Genomic DNA, 15,928 nt, shown 5'->3' with positions numbered 1-15,928 from the left:
CAGCGCCCCGGCCCATGAAAAACCAGCCAGCGTGGACATGCAGGAACAGGCGCGGATCGCGCAATTGCAGCAGCAGGAACAGCAAGCGCAGGTAGCGCGCGAGCAGCAACACCAGCTCGCGCAGCAACACGTGCAGTTGCACCGCCAAGCAATGGACGCGCAGCAACGCGAACACGAACAGCGCCACAACCAAGACACCCGGTCACATCCACACGAACAGCGCCAAGCGGGCGAGGCGATGTTGTATACCCCGCCGACGCGCCCACCGCGTTCGGATGAGCATCTCCAAGACTTCCGTCATCCGGACCATCCAATGCACTCGCGCTATACACAGTTCAAGAATGCGCTGGAACAGTCCCATACATTGCCCAGGAACGGCGATAAATTGCCCTACGGTCCGGCGCAGCAGGAACGGTTGGCGGCCGGGTTCACTGACGCCCTCGGCATCGATCCGCAATACGAACATAGCATCAGAGGTTTCAAGCAGCATCAGGGCCAACTGCTGGCTTATGACCAGCCGTATTCGTTCACCGAAAAGAGCCATGTGTTGAGGATCGATCCCGAACAGGCGTTGGCGAAGTCGCCCGAGCAGCATGCCGCGAGTTGGAAGGCGCGTGAAGCATCCCACCCAGAGCCGCCAAGCCGTGCCATTGCCCCGATCACGATCACCGCCGAGGACATGCGTCATCCCGCGCATCCGCGCCATGCGATGTTCGAACAAGCCCGTAATGCCATCGCCAATGCCAATGAAAGGTGGGGCCGACCGGCACCGGATCCGGAACAGTTGGACCGTCATGCGGCGCACGTGGTGGTGGAGGCGCGCAAGTTCGGTCAGACCGAAGTGGAGCGTGTCCACTTGGGGATGCCACAGGGGTATGCGACCCAGACGCCGAATTACGTGGTGCAATCGGAAGGAAAGATCGTGGCGCGTATCTTTGCGCCGGAACTGGCGCAAGCGCCGGACGTGGCCCAGGCCAGCCAGCAATTGCAGACGGTGGAGCAGCAGAACCTCGCCGAGCAGGCGATGCAGGCCCAGCGTGCGGCGCAGATGCAAGGGCAGGGCATGGTCATGAAGCTGTAGGTGGCATCTGCAATTCATCAGGCAACACCGCATGGACGACCATGCGCAGAGCAACATCGCACTTGACGACTTCACCCGCCACAGGGCGTTGCAGTCTCCCTCACACCCGATTTCCCAAGGAAGAGCCCCCGATGAATTCGCGCACCAAAGGCATTACCGCCCTCATCGCGTTGCTGCCCGTTGCCATCGCCGGGCTGTATCTGTGGCTTTTTGGTGCTGACCTTGCTCGGAGAGCACGCACAGGTCCATCTGCTGACCTATTGGCGCTATTGGCAGGTGGTGGATCAGCCTGTGTGGCATCCGTATGCCACGAAAATCAAGCTGTCGGGTATCTGCGGCTTCGGCTTGCCTGTCATGCTCTACCTCATCCCAGTGCATGTTCATGCTCGACGAGTTCACGGCCTTGGGCCGGGTGGAGATCGTCCCGGTGGCCGTGGGCTGGGTCGCTGGCTATGGCATCCGCATCGTGATCGTGATCCAGTCGATTGCGCAGTTGGAATCGGTCTATGGCGCCGACACAGCGCGCGGCTTGATCACCAATCTCGGCGTGCGGATCGTGTTTACTCCACGAGAACAGCGCGATGCCGAGGAATATTCGAAGCTGCTGGGCGAGACCACCGTGCGCCGTCGGCAGCGCACGCAGTCATACGGCTAGGGTAACAGCCACAGCTATACCGAGGTGCTGGATCGGCGTCCGCTGATGAATCCGGATGAGGTCAAGGGGCTGGCACCGGATAAAGCCATCGTGTTCATTGAGGGCATTGGCTATCCGATCCTGGCGAACAAGATTTTTTACTACAAGGACAGCTACTTCAAGAAGCTGTTGCTGCAAGCACCGCAGGTACCCCGGCTCGCGCTGGGCGGGGAGTAATCGCATGAGAGTTTTCGGTCGAGGGTCTGCTGACCTCCGCCAGCGGCTGGATGCCCTGGAAGAGGCGTTGGCTGAGCAACAGGAGCGCACGCACTTTTTGGTAGGCTGCCGAAGAGCGTGATCCTCGCTAGACTTGCCTGACCATCTGTGGGAAGAACGCTGTGCGTCTTCCCTTCCGAATCTCAAGGTTGTTCATGCTCTCCTCCCTCCGCCTCGCCATGGCTCAGTTCGATTTTCCAGTAGGCGCCGTGACCCAGAACACCGATCGGATCATGGCGCTGATCGAGCAGGCGCGCGATGCGTATGGCGCCGACATCGTGTTGTTCCCGGAGCTGGCGGTGAGTGGCTATCCACCGGAAGATTTGCTGTTGCGCCCTGGGTTTCTCGCCGATTGCGAACAGGCCGTGCAACGCATCGCCGCGTGCGTGCACGGGGTCGTCGCGGTGGTCGGTTGGCCGCAAAGTGCCGGCAGCGTGGTCTACAACGCGGCCAGTGTGCTGCGCGACGGGCGCATCGCTGCTACCTACCGCAAGCGCGAACTGCCCAATTACGCGGTGTTCGACGAGCGCCGTTATTTCGATGTCGATCTGGATGGCGAGTATTGCGTGTTCAATGTCAAGGGCACGCGTGTGGGCCTGGTGATCTGCGAGGATCTGTGGTTCCCCGAGCCCTTGGCTGTGACCGTGCGCGCCGGCGCCGAACTGGTGTTGGTGCCCAATGCTTCGCCCTACGAGCGTGGCAAGCACGCGCAGCGCGATGCCTTGCTGGCCGAGCGCAGCCGTGAAAGCGGTGCGGCGTTGGCCTATCTCAATGTGGTCGGCGGTCAGGATGCGCTGGTGTTCGATGGCGCCTCGGTGGTGGCCGACGGCGACGGTACGGTGCATCCAGCCGCCGCTGCGTTTACCGACCAATGGTTGGTGGTCGACTACGACCCTGCCGCACGCCGCTTTGTGCCGTTGCACTGGCGTTGCGACAGCGCCAGCGAAGCGAGCAGCGAGGCGCTGGCCTGGCGCGCGGTGGTGCGCGGGGTGCAGGATTATTGTCGCAAGAACGGTTTTTCCAAGGTGTGGCTGGGGTTGTCCGGCGGTATCGATTCGGCATTGGTGCTGGCGATGGCGGTGGACGCGCTGGGTGCGGAGAATGTCGCCGCCGTGCGTTTACCCTCGCGTTATACCGCCGATCTCTCCAACGACCTGGCCGCCGAGCAATGCCGCACGTTGGGGGTGCGGCTGGAGACGGTGACGATCGAGCCGGCGTTCGAAGGCGTGTTGCAGGCGCTCGGTCCGTTGTTCGACGGCACCCAGCCCGACGTCACCGAGGAGAATCTGCAATCGCGCAGCCGTGGGTTGATCCTGATGGCGCTGGCCAACAAGTTCGGTGGCTTGCTGCTGACCACCGGCAACAAGAGCGAGTACGCGGTCGGCTACGCCACCATCTATGGCGATATGTGCGGCGGTTACGCACCGCTGAAAGACCTGTACAAGACGGAGGTGTTCGCCCTGGCGACATGGCGTAATACGACCGCTGCAACGCCGGTGATTCCGCCGGCGGTGATCACGCGGGCACCCTCGGCGGAACTGCGCGCCAACCAGACCGACCAGGATTCGCTGCCGCCCTACGACGTGCTCGACGGCATTCTGTATCGCTATGTCGATCAGGAAGCATCGCGCGATGAAATCATTGCCGCTGGCTATGCGGCGGAAGTGGTCGATCAGGTGATACGGCTGGTGCGTATCACCGAGTGGAAGCGTCACCAAGCTGCGCCGGGCCCGAAGGTCTCGCGCCGTGCCTTCGGCCGCGAACGCCGTTACCCGATCAGTAACGGCTACCACGCCTAGCCGCGCGCGGTGTGTCCGTCCGCTTCATAGCGCTTGCAGCAAGCGTAATCCGAATGCATCGTCCTGCGCGTTCCAGCCATGGCTGACGCGCAGACCGGCTTCAGCGGCCATCGCGCCGAAGCCGCAGTCGGTGTACTTGTGGCTGTATTCCACCTGCATCGCTTCGCCAGCGGCGAAGGCGAAGCGGTGTCCGCCCACATGCACCTGCTGCGCGCATTGGCTGACCAGGAAGGTTTCGATGCGCTGCTCTGCCGGTGTGTATACCGCGCGGTGGCGGAATTGGTCCAGGTCGAAATCGCTGCCGATTTCGCGGTTGAGACGGCGCAGCAGGTTCAGCGTGAACGCAGCGGTGACACCTAAGGCATCGTTGTAGGCCGCCTCTAGCACTGCGGGATCCTTGACCAGGTCGATGCCGATCAGTGCGCAGCCGTCCTCGCGCATGGTCGTGCGTATCGAGCGCAGCAGTGCGATGCCGTCCTCGCGGGTGAAGTTGCCCAGGGTCGAGCCGGGGAAGAACACCAGTGTGCGGCGCGCGTCGCGTTGTGGCGCTGGTAGCGGGACTGGTACCGTGAAGTCGGCGCACACCGGCAGCATCTCAATGTGCGGGAAGCATTCGGCCAGGCGCGCGGTGCTGGACATCAGTATGTCGCGCGCCATTTCGATTGGGGTATAGGCTACCGGCGCGCGCAGGCCGTCCAGCAACAGTAGTGTTTTGCGTCCGCTGCCGCTGCCCAATTCCACCACATGCGCGCCGATGCCCACGGCCTGCGCAATCGATGGCATATGCGCTTCCAGCAGGCTCAACTCGATACGGGTCAGGTAATACTCGGGCTGTTGGGTGATCGCTTCGAACAGACGCGAGCCTTCGGCATCGTAGAAATACTTGGACGGCAATTGCTTGGGCGTGCGCGACAATCCAGTGATTGCATCGGCGAGAATGTCGTCCGGCGGTGGATGCAGGTCGGTCAATGCGGTTTCGGTCAGGGCACGGGCGGTTGCGGCATTCATGCGGGATCCTTGGCCAGGCGCACGCCGGCGAACTGCCACCGTGCATCGGAGGGAAAGAAATTGCGGTAGCTGGCGCGGATGTGGTCGTGCGGCGTGGCGCAGCTACCGCCACGCAACACCCATTGCGCGTTCATGAACTTGCCGTTGTATTCGCCCAGCGCGCCTGACCACGGGCGAAACCCCGGATACGGCAGATAGGCACTGCCGGTCCACTCCCAGACGTCGCCGAACAACTGTTGCAGCCCGGTTTCCGTCGGCGTCGATGGTTGCGGGTGTAGCGCATCGGCATCGGCGAAGTTGCCCGCAATGGCGATGCCGGCGGCGGCCTGTTCCCACTCCGCCTCGGTCGGCAGGCGTGCGCCGGCCCAGCGTGCGTAGGCATCGGCCTCGAACAGACTCAGGTGGCACACCGGCGCGTGCGGATCGCGCTCGCGCCAGCCGCCCAGGGTGAACTCGCGCATGCCGTCGGTGTGCCAGTACAGCGGCCGCTGCCAGTCCTCGGCGTCGCGTCGCGCCCAGCCGTCGTTGAGCCACAGGCCGACGCTGCGATAACCCCCGTCGGCGATGAACTCGGCGTACTCGGCATTGCTCACCGGACGGCTTGCCAGCGCATGCGCTGGCACCAGCACGCGGTGCCTCGGCGACTCGTTATCGTAGGCGAAGTCCACATGCGTCGGCCAGGCGTCGGCGCCGATCGTGCAGAGCTGCTCGTCGCGTTGGAGCCAGCGCAAACGGGTGGCCGGTGCGCGGTGTACGCGCAAGTCCGAGCGGTATGCCGGACCCAGTGGGTTACGCCAGAACGCATGCTTGATGTCGGTCAGCAGCAATTCCTGGTGCTGTTGTTCGTGCTGCAGCCCCAATTCCAGCGCCTGCAGCGTCTGCGGCGGCAGGGTGCCCTGCTGTAACCGCGCCAGCACGTGCGTTTCGATTTCGCTGCGATAGTCCAGCACCTGCGCCAGCGATGGACGCGACAGCAGGCCGCGGTGCGGCCGTGCGTGCGCCGGGCCGAGGCTTTGGTAGTAGCTGTTGAACAGGTAGTCCCACTGCGGGTCCAGCGGGCGGTAGGCGGGGTCGGCCGCCAATACGAAGCGTTCGAAGAACCAGGTGGTGTGTGCCAGATGCCATTTGGCCGGACTGGCGTCCTCCATGCTCTGCACCATGGCATCTTCGTCGCTCAACGGTGCGGCCAGTTGCCAGCTGCGTTGGCGCACCTTGAGCAGGCGTGCCGTCAGTGTGGCGGTGGAGAGCGTGGTCGAAGTTGATGCCGCCGGAGAGGTTGCTTGCATCGACGCAGTCTTGGGGGACTGCTGTGAATATTTCGTCACGCATGGCGGATTCTGGCGATACGCTTGCACGATGTCTACAGCGGCTTCCAGCATCGAGACGCGCGATCTGCGCACGGCGTGCGTGGTCGATTTGCCTGCGGCGCCGGGTGCTTTCGTGTTGCCGGCCGGGGTGCGCTATCTGGACACGGCCAGCAAGGGGCCGCGCTTGGCTAGCGTGCTGGCGGCGGGTCAGGTGGCGCTGGCCGATTCGATTGCGTCGTGGCGCTTGTCTTTCGACGATTGGCGCGCGCAGATCGAGCAATTGCGTGTGCTGGCCGCGGTCACGGTGTTCGAACACGATCATGATGGTGTGGCGATGGTGCCATCGGCGGCCTACGGCCTGGCCATCGCCGCGCGACAGGTACCGTTAGCCAAGGGCGATGCGGTGTTGCTGCTCGATGGTCAGTTTCCATCGAATCTGTTGGTGTGGCAGCAGCGTTGCACCGAGACCGGCGCGCATCTGGCGGTGGTAAGGCGCGCGCCGGGGCAGGACTGGAACGAGGCGGTGCTGGCAATGCTGGATGCGCAGCCGCGTGTGCGTGTGGCTGCGTTACCTAACGCATACTGGCGCGATGGCGCGCTGCTGGATCTGGACCGGATCGCGCCGCGCGTGCATGCGACGGGGGCGATGCTGGTGCTGGATCTGAGTCAAAGCCTGGGTGTGCTGCCGGCGCGGCTGGCGGCGTGGCGACCGGACTTCGTCGTGGCGGTTGGGCATAAATGGTTGCTCGGGCCGATGGGCTTGGCCTGGCTGTGGGTCTCGCCGCACTGGCGGGCGCACGGCGTGCCGTTCGAACAGCATTGGCAAGCGCGCGATCCTGGTGGCGACTGGGATTTCCCGACTGACGCGCCGCCACGCTACCGTGCCGGCGCGCGTCGCTTCGATGCCGGTGGGGTCGCCGATCCACTGCGTCTGGCGATGGCGCACGCGGCCATGCAGCAAGTGCAGCATTGGCAGCCGACGCGCATCGCCAAGCGGCTGGGCGAACTGAGCGCGGCGTTCGCAGGCGCGTTGTTGGCGCAGGGACTGGGCGACTGGATCGCGCCCGGGCACGCGCCGCATGTGTTCGCACTGCGACCGCCGGCGGCGGCCTTGCAGCGCTTGTTGCCGTGGCGAGAGCGTGCGCAGGTGATCTGCACCTATCGTCACGGCGCTTTGCGCATCGCGCCGTATCTGCACTTGGAGATCGCAACGATGCACGACCTCGCTGTCGAGATGCGCATGGTCGCACGCGCCTGAGTGCGGCCACGCGCGGTTTCAGTGTCGTGCGGCCAGCCGCAGACCGCGTGGGGTCAGCCAGCGTTCCAGTCCTTCGAACAGACCCTGCACCAACAGCGCCAGAGCGGCGGCCGGCACTGCGCCTTCCAGAATCAGGCCGAGGTCGTCCAGGCGGATGCCGGTGAGAATCGGCTGGCCGTAGCCACCGGCGCCGATCAGGGCGCCCAGCGTGGCGGTGCCGACATTGATCACCGCGGCGGTCTTGATCCCGGCCAGGACGGTGCGCAGGGCCAGCGGCAGTTCGATCCGCCACAGCCGTGTGCTCGGTGGCAAGCCGATCGCCGCGGCGGTTTCGCGCAATTCGCGGGCGATGCCGGTCAGGCCGGCGTGGGTATTGCGCACGATCGGCAGCAGGCTGTAGAGGAACAGTGCGGCGATTGCCGGTTTCGCCCCGATGCCGAACAGCGGGATCATGAACACGAACACCGCCAGCGACGGTAAGGTTTGCAAGACGCCGGTCAGTGCCAGCAGCGCCTGACCGAGCCGCGGTCGTTGTGCGGCGAGGATGCCCAGCGGCAACGCCGCCAATAGCGCCAGCCCCAGCGATAATCCGACCAGGGTCAGATGCTCGTGGGTGCGTTGCAGCAGCCGCAACAGGCGCCCATCCTGCGCGGGTGCGGAAATCCCCAGCCAGTCCGCGGCGACCGCGCTCTCGGCGCGCTTGTGTAGTTTGACCTCGGCATTGAGCCGCTGCATCGTCGTCGCGTCGATGCGCCCGCCCAGCCTCTCCAGCGCCTGTACGAAGCGTGGTGCGCGTTGTGCCAGATCCTGGCGGTAAACGAAGACTGCGGCATAGCGCGGAAAGTAATGCCGGTCGTCCTGCAGCACCCGCAGGTCGTGCGCGGGGATGTCGGCGTCGGTGCTGTACAGGTCGGTGAGATCGATTGCGCCGCTGTCCAGTGCGCGGTAGGCCAGGTCGTGGTCCAGGCCGGTGGGGATCTGCGGCAACTGGTAGGCGGCGCGCATGCCGGGCCAGCCGTCTGCACGCGAAATGAACTCGTTGCTCAGGCCGAACTTCAGTGCCGGATGCGCGGGGAGGTCGGAAAGACGGGCGATGCCCAAGGCTTGCGCGCGCGCGCGGCGCATGCCCAAAGCATAGGTGTTGTCGAAGCCCAATGGCGCGCTCATCGCCAGGCCGCGCTGGGCCAGCGCGCGGCGCAGCGTGGCGTCGTCGGCAGCGGGTAACTGCAGCAGTTCCGTCGCCAGGGTGCCGGTGTATTCGGCGTAAGCGTCGATTGAGCCCTGTTGCAGCGCGCGCCACAGGATGCGGGTGCCGCCGAGTTGACGCCGATGCTCGACCTCCACCCCGGCCTGACGCCCGGCGCCGGCGGCGATTTCCCCCAGGATCACCGCTTCGGTGAAGTTCTTGGAGCCCACCACGACCCGTTCCGGCGTCGCCTGGGCCGGAACAGCCAGCCGTGCGAGCACCATGCCGAGCAGGGCGCCGCGGGCCAGCCACAGCGTGATCATCGCGCCTCCAACAGGGTGCGTTGCGCGTGCAGGAACTGGCCGACGAACGGATCGACTGGAGACTCCAGCAGGGTGCGTGCGCTGCCTTGTTGCAGCACGCGGCCGCTACGCATCAGCACCAGGGTGTCGCCCAGGTAGGCGGCCTCGGCGACGTCATGGGTGACCAGTACGACGGTCTTGCCGAGCAGTGCGAACAGCTCGCGCATTTGCGTTTGCAGTTCGTGGCGCACGATTGGGTCGAGCGCGCCCAGCGGTTCGTCCAATAGCAGCACTGGCGGATCCAGCAGCAACGCGCGCATCAGCCCCACACGTTGTCGCTGGCCGCCGGACAGTTCGGCTGGATAGCGTGCCAGCAGCGGTTCCGGCAGGCGACACAGGACCGCCAATTCGCGCAGGCGCGCCTCGATTCGAGGCCGTTTCCAGCCCAGCGTGCGCGCCAGCAACGCAGCGTTGTCGCGCGCGCTCAGGTGCGGAAACAGTCCGCCTTCCTGGATCACGTAGCCGATGCGCCGGCGTTGCGCCAGCAAGGTGGCGCGGCGTAGTGGTTCGCCCTGGAAGCGGACCTCGCCGCTATCGGGCCATTCCAGTCCGAGCAGCATCCGCAGCACGCTGGACTTGCCGGCACCGCTGGGGCCGATCAGGGCAGTGGTGCGGCCGGTGTCGATACGCAGATCGACCCGGTCCAGCGCCAGCGTGTCGCCGTAACGGCGGGTGACCCGATGCAGTTCGAACATGCTCGTAGCATAGCCGCTGGCGCTCGCGCCATGGCCGATCGCACAGGTTCGTGCCAAGGACAGCCAAGGCCGCCGTGCCGCAGTCGGGCACGATGGTGACGCGTGCGGCGGCAGTGCCACAACGCGACAGGGGCCTGGCGGCCCCTGTTGGTGGATGCGTTGCGGTATGGATCAGACGGCGTGGATCAGTTGGTCATCTGCGAGTTGGATTGCCCGGTCGCGGCGGATTTTTCGCCGGCGAACGGATTGAGCTTGCGGATCATCCACGGGTACTTCGGCCACTGACCGCTCAGCCAGGGATGCTTTGGATCGTTGAGTTCCAGTACCCGGCGCGCGTCGGCGGCCAGGGCCTTGTTGCCCAGGTGGGTATAGGCATCGGCCAATACCGCTACCGCGTCATATTGGAACGCGCTTTGCGGGTAGGTCTCCAACAGATAACTGGCGCGCGAGGCGGCCGACACCCAGGCGCCGCGCCGCAGGTAATACAGCGCATTGTCCAGTTCGTGCTGCGCGAATACGTTGCGCAGCGCGATCATGCGTTCGCGCGCGTCGGCGGCATAGCGGCTGTTAGGGTAGCGATCGGTGACGGTGTTGAAGTCGGCATAGGCCTGCTGCGGGGTGGACAGGTCGCGGCGGCTGGGGTCCAGCGACCACAGCCGCCGCAGGAACACCGTATCGCGGTTTGAATTGGACAACCCGCGCAAGTAATACATGTAGGCGATGTTGCGCTGGGTCGGGTACGTGCGGATGAAACGGTCGATGGTGGACACCGCGTCGTCGTGCTTGCCGGCCTTGTACTGGGCGTAGGCGCTTTCGATCATCGCCTGCTCGGTGTACTGACCATAGGGGTATTGCGCGATCAGACGCTTGAAGCTGTGATCGGCGCCGGACCAGTTGCCGCTTTCCATTTGTGCGTGCCCCCTCTGGTACAACTGCTCCACCGGCATCCCTTCTTCGGGGTCCTTCTTGTGGCGGTGGCAACCCGTTGCCACGACCAACGTGACCAGCAGCAGGGCGATGAAACGGACGTGCGCGGACAGCGGGACGGAGCGTCGGATCATGGGTTCGGGCGGGACACGGCAGGAATACGAGGGGGCGATGATAGCCTAGTGGCCTGTCCTGCGACTGACTACGGCCGTCGCGCCCCCCCTGTTCCCCGACCGATCCGTCTCCCTACCAATGCCCAATACCCTCCCGGACTTCCCCGAGGATGCCGCCAGCGACGGCCCGCGCCAGGCGCGCGTGCCCGACCATGCCGCCGGCCGCCGCTTCGATGCGGTGCTGGCCGAATTGTTTCCCGAATACTCGCGCTCGCGCCTGGCCGAATGGATCAAATCCGGCGATGCCCTGCTCGACGGCGCCCCGGCGCGGCCGCGCGACCCGCTGCGCGGTGGCGAGATCGCCAGCCTGCACGCGGTGCTGGAGACACAGACCCATGCCTTGCCGGAGGACATTGCGCTGGAGGTGCTGTACGAGGACGATCAGGTCATCGTGCTGAACAAACCGGCCGGGCTGGTGGTGCATCCGGGCGCCGGTAATCCGGGCGGCACCCTGGTCAACGCGCTGTTGTACCGCGACCCTGGGTTGTCGGCGTTGCCGCGCGCCGGCATCGTGCACCGCCTGGACAAGGACACCAGCGGCGCCATGGTGGTGGCGCGGACCCTGCAGGCGCACACCGCGCTGGTGGCGCAACTGGCCGCGCGCCAAGTGCATCGGCAGTATCTGGCGCTGGTGGTCGGAGCGCTGGTTTCCGGTGGTACCGCCAACGCGCCGATCGACCGCCATCCGCGCGACCGTCTGCGCATGGCGGTGCGCGAGGATGGCCGCGACGCAGTCACCCATTACCGGTTGCGCGAACGCTTCCGCGCACACACGGCGCTGGAATGCCGCCTGGAGACCGGGCGCACTCACCAGATCCGCGTGCATATGGCCCACCTCAAGCACCCGATCATCGGCGATCCGTTGTACGGCGGTCCGCTGAAACTGCCCAAGGGGGCCGCCGATCCACTGATCGCCGAATTGCGCGGTTTCAAACGTCAGGCGCTGCATGCCGAGATCCTGGAGTTCAAGCATCCGTTGCATGGCGAACCGGTGCGTGTCACGGCCGCGGTACCGGCCGACCTGCAGCGCTTGCTGGCGGCGCTGCGTGCCGATGCGCAGTTGGCCGCCGAGCAGGCGCGGCGCTGACCATGGCGCGGCTGTCTGCATGCACAGGCGGTGAGGCCGCCTGCATCTGCGCAGAGCGGCGCCGATGACCGACTTTGCCTTGCCTGCCGATTGGCCGGCCCCGCCTGGAGTGCGCGCGTTCACCACGCTGCGTGGCGGTGCCGGCGCCTCGCTGCCGCCGTTCGACCGTTTCAACCTGGGCAATCGCAGTGCCGCCGACGGCGACGATCCGACCACCGTGCAGCGCAACCGCGAGGCATTGATCGCGGGCTTGGCGCTGCCGTCGCCGCCGCACTGGCTGCGGCAAGTGCATGGCGTACAGGTACGGCGTTTCGAGCAGCCGCCGACGGCGCATGGCATCGATGCCGAACCCAGCGCCGACGCCGCAGTGACCGCCGAACCCGGCGTGGTATTGGCGATCCTGACCGCCGATTGCTTGCCGGTAGTGTTCGCCGCGTGCAATGGTAGCGAAATCGGCGCCGCGCACGCCGGCTGGCAAGGCCTGGCCGGCGGCGTGCTCGAAGCGACCGTCGCCGCGTTGCGCACGCCGCCGTCGCGATTGCAGGCCTGGCTGGGGCCGGCCGCCGGCCCGCAGCGCTACGAGGTCGGCGTCAACGTGCGCGAGGCGTTTCTGCAGCACGATGCGGCGGCGGCTAGCGCCTTCGTCGCCACCCGTCCAGGACATTGGAACGTGGATCTGTATGCGCTGGCGCGGCAACGCCTGGCCGCGGCCGGACTGGACCCGGCGCAGGTGTACGGCGGCGGCCTGTGTACCATCGCCGATGTGTTGCGCTTCTATTCCTATCGTCGCGACGGTCGCACCGGGCGCATGGCGACGTTGGCGTGGATCGCGGACTGAGCGCGTCGCTGTTCGCACAGGTGCTGGGGCTGGCGTTCGCGCAGTTGCCGCCGGTGCTGCGTGCGCTGCGGCAGAACGTCCATCGTTTGGCAGCGCAAGGCCGCCGCTGGCGTCAGCGTTCCAGCGCTTGCAAATAGCGCTGGCGCCAGACGCCGATATCGTGCTTGCGCAGGTGGTCCATCATCGCCTGCCAGCGTTCGATGCGCTGCGCCTTAGGCAGCGATGCGGCGGTGGCGATGGCGTCGGCGACGCCGTCCAGATCGTGCGGATTCACCAGCAGCGCATCCTTCAGTTCGTTGGCCGCACCCGCCAGCAGCGACAGGATCAGCACGCCGGGATTTTCCGGGTCCTGTGCGGCCACATATTCCTTGGCGACCAGATTCATGCCGTCGCGCAGCGGCGTCACCAGGCCGATCTGCGCGGCGCGGTAGAAACCGGTGAGTGTGGTGTGGGTGAAGTTGCGGTTGACGTAGCGCAGCGGGGTCCATTCCGGTTTGGCATGGCCACCGTTGATGTGGCCGGCGATCTGTTCGAGCTGGTTGCGCAGTTGCTTGTACTCGGGGACTTCGCCGCGCGAGACCGGGGCGATTTGCAGGTAGGTCAGGCTGCCGCACTGTTTCGGGTGCCGCTCGAGATAGCGTTCGAAACCGAGGAAGCGCTCCGGCAAGCCTTTCGAGTAGTCCAGCCGGTCCACGCCGATCGCCAGTTGGCGCTCGCGCAGGCTGTTGCGCAGATCGCGCACCGCGCGTTTGGACATCGCCGCGCGCGCCTGCTGCGCGATCAACGCAGTATCGATGCCGATCGGGAACATCGCGGCGCGAAAGCGGCGACTGCCGGGAGCTTCCAAGAGACCATCCTTGACTACTTTGCCACCGCCGAACAGGCGCACGTAGGCCTGAAAGCGGTCCACATCGCGTTGGGTCTGGAAGCCCACCAGATCGTAGGCGTAAAAGTCGGAGAACAACTGCGCGTGCTCGGGCAACGCCTGAATCAGGTCGGCAGAGGGAAAAGGCACGTGCAGAAAAAAGCCGATGCGACAACCGATGCCGCGTTCGCGGAGATAGGCGCCCAGCGGGATCAGGTGGTAGTCGTGGATCCACAGCGTATCGTCTTCGCGCAACAGCGGCGCCAGCTTCTCGGCGAATAGTGCGTTGACCCGGCGATAGCACGCGCGGGTGGCGCGGTCGTAATCGACCAGGTCCAGACGGAAGTGCAGCAACGGCCAGAGTGTGCGGTTGGCGAAGCCGTTGTAGTAGCCATCCAGGTCCGGACGGTTCAGATCCATTGTGACGAAGCGGATGGAGCCCTGGGTCTGTTCGTGCAATGCGCCACTGTCGCCGCGCACGGTCTTGCCACTCCAGCCGAACCACATGCCGCCGCGTTCCTTCAGTGCGGCGAGCAGGCCCACCGCCAGACCACCGGCGTGGTTTTCGCCCGGCACGGCCACGCGGTTGGACACCACCACCAATCGGCTCATGAAGCCTCCTGCCAGCTACGCGACAAGCGCATCGCGGCGATGATCAGGCCGACGTGCGAGTAGGTCTGCGGGAAATTGCCCCAGGCTTCGCCGTTGTCGAAGGCTAGGTCTTCCGAGAGCAGGCCCAGGTGGTTGCGTCGCGCGAGGATGCGTTCGAACAGTTCGCGTGCCTCGTCCGTGCGCCCGATCGCGGCCAGCGCGTCGATGTACCAGAACGTGCAGATGGTGAAGCTGGTTTCCGGTGCGCCGAAGTCATCCGGTGCCACGTAGCGGTATAGCGCGTCGCCGTGCTTGAGGTCGCGCCCGATCGCCTCGACCGTGGCGATGAAGCGCGGATCGTCCGCAGCGATCAAGCCGATGTCGGCCAACAGCAGCAGCGAAGCGTCCAGCCGATGGCCGTTGAAGGTATCGGTGAAGTGGCCCAGCTGCGGACTCCATGCGTCGGCCAAGACCCGTTCGCGGATGCGCTCGGCGCGCTCGTGCCAGTATGTCACTCGGTCTTCCAGTGCCAGGCGTGCCGCGATCTTGGCCAGGCGGTCGCAGGCGGCCCAGCACATCGCGCTGGTGTAGGTATGCACTTCGGCCCGGCCACGGAATTCCCACAGCCCCGCGTCGGGCACGTCGTGCAGGGCGAAGGCGTGCTCGCCCAGCGGCTCCAGACGCAGGAAGGTATGGATGTCGCCCTGATCTTTCAGGCGCAGGTCGAAGAACAGTTGCGTGGAGGCCAGCACCACGCTGCCGTACACGTCGTGCTGCTTCTGGATCCAGGCCAGATTGCCGCGCCGCACCGGGCCCATGCCGCGGTAGCCGGCCAGCGAGGTGACCTCGTGTTCTTCCAACGCCGCTTCGAAAGCAATGCCGTACAACGGTTGCAGGCTGCCGTCGGTGGTGGCGATGTTGAAGATGTAGCCCAGGAACTGCTCCATGGTGCGGGTGGCGCCGAGCCGGTTCAGCGCACGCACCACGAAGGCGGCATCGCGCAGCCAGCAGTAGCGGTAGTCCCAGTTGCGTGGCGTATCCGGCGCCTCCGGGATGGAGGTGGTCATCGCGGCGATGATCGCGCCACTGTCCTCGTACTGGCACAGTTTCAGCGTGATCGCGCTGCGGATCACCGCCTCCTGCCAATCCAGCGGCACCGACAGGTGGCGGACCCATTCGCGCCAGTATTCCTCGGTGCGTTCCTGCGCCTCCTGGACGTAGCCGGTCAGTGAGCGGGTCAAGGATTCGTCCACGCCCAGCACTAGATGGACGGGATGGCTGAGTACGAAAGCGCGTTCGTCGCGGATGAAGCGCACCGGGACGTCCGTGGTCAGGCGCAGGGTGAAATCCGGCAGCAGCCAGCGCACGTGGTTGCTGCGCCAGGTGCTTTCGGGTTTGTGCGCGCCCCAGTCGGCCAGTGGCCGTGCCAGCACCCGAATGCGCGGGTTGCCGGTCAGTGGTCGCACCTGACGGATGATGCTCACGGGACGGTAGAAGCGTCCGTTGTTGCGCCAGCGCGGCGCGAAATCGATCACTTCCACCGAACCGCCATGCGTATCGCGCAGAACGGTGCGCAGGATCGCGGTGTTGGTCAGATACTGCTGGTCGCTGTTGACGAAGTCTTCCAGTTCGATGCTGAAGTCGCCGCCAGGATGCGCGCGCGGCGCCAGCAGTGCGCAGAATGCGGGGTCCCCGTCGAATGCTGGCAGACAACTCCATACCACGCTGGCGCGCTTGTCGATCAGTGCGCCGAAGCTGCCGTTGCCGATGACGCCGAGGTCAAGGTTGGGGGAGTTCATGGAGTGGACGTGTCCTTGTGCGGAAAGCAGAGGGGAATCGGC

13 protein-coding genes and 1 pseudogene are annotated in these 15,928 nt (G+C 65.6%); 7 read left to right on the top strand and 7 right to left on the bottom strand.

The genetic code is table 11. From position 1 onward, the window contains the following. From XalbCFBP2523_RS16590 to XalbCFBP2523_RS12300, 3 genes and pseudogenes are all read left to right on the top strand, one after another. A partial coding sequence (locus XalbCFBP2523_RS16590; protein WP_158250786.1) for an XVIPCD domain-containing protein occupies positions 1–1,081 on the top strand: 1,081 nt, incomplete at its 5' end. 304 nt (positions 1,082–1,385) lie between these two features. Beyond that, a pseudogene (locus XalbCFBP2523_RS17195) lies at positions 1,386–1,952 on the top strand (type IV secretory system conjugative DNA transfer family protein). A 194-nt stretch (positions 1,953–2,146) separates the two neighbouring features. Continuing rightward, positions 2,147–3,790, top strand: a complete 1,644-nt coding sequence (locus tag XalbCFBP2523_RS12300) for an NAD+ synthase (protein WP_045765332.1) — start codon at positions 2,147–2,149, stop codon at positions 3,788–3,790. A 24-nt stretch (positions 3,791–3,814) separates the two neighbouring features. On the opposite strand, the gene egtD is transcribed toward XalbCFBP2523_RS12300, so the two are convergent. Further along, positions 3,815–4,798 (bottom strand): L-histidine N(alpha)-methyltransferase, encoded by a 984-nt coding sequence (egtD, locus tag XalbCFBP2523_RS12295; protein ID WP_045765333.1) that lies wholly within the window; start codon positions 4,796–4,798, stop codon positions 3,815–3,817. Beyond that, a complete protein-coding gene (gene egtB / locus XalbCFBP2523_RS12290) occupies positions 4,795–6,084 on the bottom strand; it encodes an ergothioneine biosynthesis protein EgtB (RefSeq protein ID WP_045766624.1) in 1,290 nt (429 codons plus the stop codon). Before egtB ends, egtD begins: the two co-directional genes overlap by 4 nt. A gap of 70 nt (positions 6,085–6,154) precedes the next feature. On the opposite strand from egtB, the gene XalbCFBP2523_RS12285 reads away from it, so the two are divergent. Further along, positions 6,155–7,363, top strand: coding sequence for an aminotransferase class V-fold PLP-dependent enzyme (locus tag XalbCFBP2523_RS12285; protein WP_045765334.1), 1,209 nt, complete (start codon positions 6,155–6,157; stop codon positions 7,361–7,363). 18 nt (positions 7,364–7,381) lie between these two features. Here XalbCFBP2523_RS12285 and XalbCFBP2523_RS12280 read toward each other — a convergent pair whose 3' ends face one another. The 3 genes from XalbCFBP2523_RS12280 to XalbCFBP2523_RS12270 form a co-directional block, all read right to left on the bottom strand. Further along, positions 7,382–8,833 carry an ABC transporter permease/substrate-binding protein gene (locus XalbCFBP2523_RS12280; RefSeq protein ID WP_104629968.1) on the bottom strand — a complete coding sequence of 484 codons (1,452 nt, stop codon included), beginning with the start codon at positions 8,831–8,833 and terminating at the stop codon, positions 7,382–7,384. 35 nt (positions 8,834–8,868) lie between these two features. Further along, positions 8,869–9,606: an ATP-binding cassette domain-containing protein gene (locus tag XalbCFBP2523_RS12275; RefSeq protein WP_045765336.1), complete on the bottom strand. Its 738-nt coding sequence runs from the start codon at positions 9,604–9,606 to the stop codon at positions 8,869–8,871. Positions 9,607–9,791: 185 nt separating this feature from the next. Continuing rightward, positions 9,792–10,667 (bottom strand): outer membrane protein assembly factor BamD, encoded by an 876-nt coding sequence (locus XalbCFBP2523_RS12270; RefSeq protein ID WP_045765337.1) that lies wholly within the window; start codon positions 10,665–10,667, stop codon positions 9,792–9,794. 118 nt (positions 10,668–10,785) lie between these two features. Between XalbCFBP2523_RS12270 and rluD the strand changes: the two genes are divergently transcribed. From rluD to XalbCFBP2523_RS17190, 3 genes are all read left to right on the top strand, one after another. Further along, positions 10,786–11,793: a 23S rRNA pseudouridine(1911/1915/1917) synthase RluD gene (gene rluD / locus XalbCFBP2523_RS12265; protein ID WP_045760454.1), complete on the top strand. Its 1,008-nt coding sequence runs from the start codon at positions 10,786–10,788 to the stop codon at positions 11,791–11,793. Between the two features lie 64 nt (positions 11,794–11,857). After that, a complete protein-coding gene (pgeF, locus tag XalbCFBP2523_RS12260) occupies positions 11,858–12,631 on the top strand; it encodes a peptidoglycan editing factor PgeF (RefSeq protein WP_045765338.1) in 774 nt (257 codons plus the stop codon). Continuing rightward, a complete protein-coding gene (locus XalbCFBP2523_RS17190; protein WP_249027727.1) occupies positions 12,616–12,768 on the top strand; it encodes a hypothetical protein in 153 nt (50 codons plus the stop codon). Before pgeF ends, XalbCFBP2523_RS17190 begins: the two co-directional genes overlap by 16 nt. Here XalbCFBP2523_RS17190 and otsA read toward each other — a convergent pair. Further along, positions 12,744–14,108, bottom strand: coding sequence for an alpha,alpha-trehalose-phosphate synthase (UDP-forming) (gene otsA / locus XalbCFBP2523_RS12250; RefSeq protein WP_045765339.1), 1,365 nt, complete (start codon positions 14,106–14,108; stop codon positions 12,744–12,746). The genes XalbCFBP2523_RS17190 and otsA overlap by 25 nt on opposite strands. Then, positions 14,105–15,886: a glycoside hydrolase family 15 protein gene (locus XalbCFBP2523_RS12245; RefSeq protein WP_045765340.1), complete on the bottom strand. Its 1,782-nt coding sequence runs from the start codon at positions 15,884–15,886 to the stop codon at positions 14,105–14,107. Before XalbCFBP2523_RS12245 ends, otsA begins: the two co-directional genes overlap by 4 nt. Positions 15,887–15,928 lie beyond the last annotated feature (42 nt).

The organism is Xanthomonas albilineans, assembly GCF_002939705.1.
In the GTDB taxonomy this organism is placed as follows: Bacteria; Pseudomonadota; Gammaproteobacteria; order Xanthomonadales; family Xanthomonadaceae; genus Xanthomonas_A; species Xanthomonas_A albilineans.
This window is presented reverse-complemented; position numbering and strand designations above follow the sequence as displayed.